The sequence below is a fragment of the Micromonospora sp. M51 genome, assembly GCF_018070305.1.
In the GTDB taxonomy this organism is placed as follows: Bacteria; Actinomycetota; Actinomycetes; order Mycobacteriales; family Micromonosporaceae; genus Micromonospora; species Micromonospora parva.
Genome location: NZ_JAGPXZ010000753.1, coordinates 1 through 2,879, shown reverse-complemented (window position 1 = coordinate 2,879; position 2,879 = coordinate 1). Strand labels below are relative to the sequence as shown.

Genomic DNA, 2,879 nt, shown 5'->3' with positions numbered 1-2,879 from the left:
CCCTGTCGGCCAGCGTCGTGCTCGTGCTGGTGCTGCCGGCGTACGGGTGCCGTCCCGCGCTGACCCCACCCGGCGCGCCCACCGCCTGGCCGACGGAACAGGCCCGGCACTGGCAGTGGCAGTGGCAGCTCAGCGGCCCGCTCGATCCGGCGGTGGACGCCGACGTCTTCCTGCTCGACCCGGTGACCACCACCGCCGCGCAGACCGCCGAGCTGCGCTCTCGGGACCGCCGGTTGATCTGCCAGGTGAACGTGGGGTCGGTCGGCTCCGACGACCCGGACGCCAACCGGTTCCCGGAGATCGTCCGGGGCGCGGCCGGGCGTCGACCCGACAGCCGGTGGCTGGACGTCCGGAGTTGGGACGCGCTCAAGCCGGTGCTGGCCGACCGTTTCCGACTCTGCCGGGGCAAGGGCTTCGGCGCGGTGGCGCTCTTCGACGCCGACGGGTACGCGGCCCGCACCGGCTTTCCGCTCGACTTCGACGACCAACTGCTGTTCAACCGCCGGCTGGCCGAGCTGGCCCGCTCGCTGAGCCTCTCCCCCGGGCTGGCCAACGACGTGCCGCAGCTCGCCGCGCTCGCCCCGGACTTCGACTTCGCGGTCAACGAGGAGTGCGTCCGGCTGGCCCAGTGCGCCAAACTGCTGCCGTTCAGCGACGGCGGCAAGCCGGTCTTCCACGTGGAGTACACCGGCTCCACCGACGACTTCTGTGTCACCACTGTCGGCTACGGCTTCGCGTCGATCCGCAAGGACCGCACCCTGGACGCCTCCCGGGAAGCCTGCCCCCTGCCCTGATCCCGGCCCGCACCCCGCACCCCGCACCCACCCCGCACCCCGCGATCTTGCATCCCGCGATCTTGCACTTTCGGTGGGCGACATGCCAGGTTCAGTCGGCTTTGTCGCCACCGACAGTGCAAGATCGGCGGAGTGAGGGGGCGCGCGGGACGGGGCGGGGGTGAGGGGATGGGGCGGGGTTCTGGGCTGGGGGGTGGGGGGTCTGTGGGTGCGGGTGCCGGGGTGGGGCGCAGGAAGCGCGGAGCCCACCAGTTGGCGTCGCCGAGCATGGTCATCAATGCCGGCAGTACCACGCCCCGGATGATGGTGGCGTCCAGCAGGATCGCCGCCGCCAGACCGATGCCGAGCTGCTTCATGTCGATGGTGCTCAGCGTGGCGAAGATCGAGAACACTCCGACCATCACGATCGCCGCGCTGGTCACCACCCCGGCCGACGAGGTGATCCCGTACGACACGGCGTCACGGTTGGCCAGGCCGGAACGGACGCCCTCGCGGATCCGACTGACCACGAAGACGTGGTAGTCCATCGAGAGGCCGAACAGCACCACGAAGAGGAACAGCGGCAGCCAGGACACGATCGCGCCCATCGACGTGAAGCCCAGCAGCCCCTGCGCCCACTCGCCCTGGAAGACCAGCACCAGCAGGCCGTACGCGGCGCCGGCGGAGAGCAGGTTCAGCGCGATCGAGCTGGCCGCGATGACCACCGACCGGAAGGTGAACGCCATGACCAGGAAGGTCAGCACCAGCACGAAGCCCATGACCAGCGGCAACTTGTCCCGCACGTGCTGTGCGTAGTCCTCGCTGTCGGCCACGCCCCCGCCCACCGCGTACTCGATGCCGGGGATGCCCCGCAGCTCGGCCGGGACCAGGTCGCCGCGCAGCTTCTCCAGCGACTGCACGGACCGGTCGTCGCGACTGGCGTACGGGGTCGGCACGTCCAGCACCGTGACCCGTCGGTCGGCCGACACCTCGATCTTCGGGCCGTCCGCCTCGGCCGGGGCGAACAGCGGATCGCCGGCCGCCCGGGCGGACAGGTCGGTGAGGGCGGCGTGTACCCGGTCGGCCTGGTCGGCGGGCGCCCGGACGGCCACCACGTGATTGGTCCCGGCGCTCGGGAAGGCCGCGGTGAGCCGGTCGTACGCCTGCATGGCCGGGGTCGTGCGGGGCAGGTCCTCCATGCCGGGGAACTTCAGTTTCATTCCGAGCGCCGGCGCGGCCAGCGCGAGCAGCAGCCCGACCGAGATGACAAGCGTCGCGACCGGCGCGCGCAGCGCGGGCCGGAGCACCGCGGGCCACAGCCGGGCCGCCGCGTCGTCGGCCGCCGCCTTCGCCGCCGCCTGGTCCAGTGCACCACCGGTGGAGGTGATCAGGACGTTGTCCACGGCCGGGTCGGCGAAGTCACCGGCGTCCACGATCAGGCTGGCCCGTCCCGCCTCGCCGATCGCCTGGTCGCTGTTGGTGGCCTCGTTGAGTCCGGCGGCGTTGCCGCCGACGAAGCACACCGCCACGAACACGGCCCACAGTGCGATCGCCCGCCACGGGTGCTCGGCGCTCCACCGCGCCAGCCGCACCGTCACCGGTCTTCTGCCCATCTCGGATCCCCCTGTCACGTCAGCCCCCGGTCAACTGTGCTGACGCTAGGTGCGCGACGAGGCGGTCACATCGGGGATCGACCCCGGCCCACCCTGGAACCATCGGACCGGGAGCGGGGGTGCGTTCCGCGGGCGTCAGCCCGCGATCCGGGCGTACCCCGGGGTCCAGCCCGGAGCGACCCGCCGCGACCCGCCGGCGGCGCCCCGAGCGGGCTCCGGGTCATCCCCGAAGGGACCCCCGGGGCCGTGGCTGACAGCGCGGGCAGCTGTACGACGACCGGTTCATGAACGCTTCCCGGCGGATCGGCGCGCCGCACCGCCGGCACGGCTCGCCCTCGCGGCCGTAGGCGTTGAGCGCCCTGTCGAAGTAGCCACTCTCGCCGTTGACGTTGACGTAGAGGGCATCGAAGCTGGTGCCGCCCTCCTTGATCGCCTCGGCCAGCACGTCGCGGACGTGACCGAGCAGGCGCTGCGCGGCCGGAGCGGTCAGCGC

The 2,879-nt window shown here is 72.4% G+C and carries 3 protein-coding genes; 1 reads left to right on the top strand and 2 read right to left on the bottom strand.

The window, feature by feature from the left end; genetic code table 11:
• The first annotated feature begins 2 nt into the window (after positions 1-2).
• Positions 3-794 (top strand): endo alpha-1,4 polygalactosaminidase, encoded by a 792-nt coding sequence (locus tag KBX53_RS28190; protein ID WP_247676348.1) that lies wholly within the window; start codon positions 3-5, stop codon positions 792-794.
• Here the strand turns inward: KBX53_RS28190 and KBX53_RS28185 are convergent.
• Positions 725-2,386 (bottom strand): MMPL family transporter, encoded by a 1,662-nt coding sequence (locus tag KBX53_RS28185; RefSeq protein WP_247676347.1) that lies wholly within the window; start codon positions 2,384-2,386, stop codon positions 725-727. The two genes, KBX53_RS28190 and KBX53_RS28185, sit on opposite strands and share 70 nt — an antisense overlap.
• Before the next feature lie 220 nt (positions 2,387-2,606).
• Positions 2,607-2,879 (bottom strand): zinc finger domain-containing protein (locus tag KBX53_RS28180; RefSeq protein ID WP_305797981.1); only part of this gene is annotated, 273 nt, incomplete at its 5' end.

What these genes read in the sequence shown, in the direction of transcription:
- KBX53_RS28185 (WP_247676347.1), bottom strand. Translation starts at nt 2,386, where the DNA reads ATGGGCAGAAGACCGGTGACGGTGCGGCTGGCGCGGTGGAGCGCCGAG.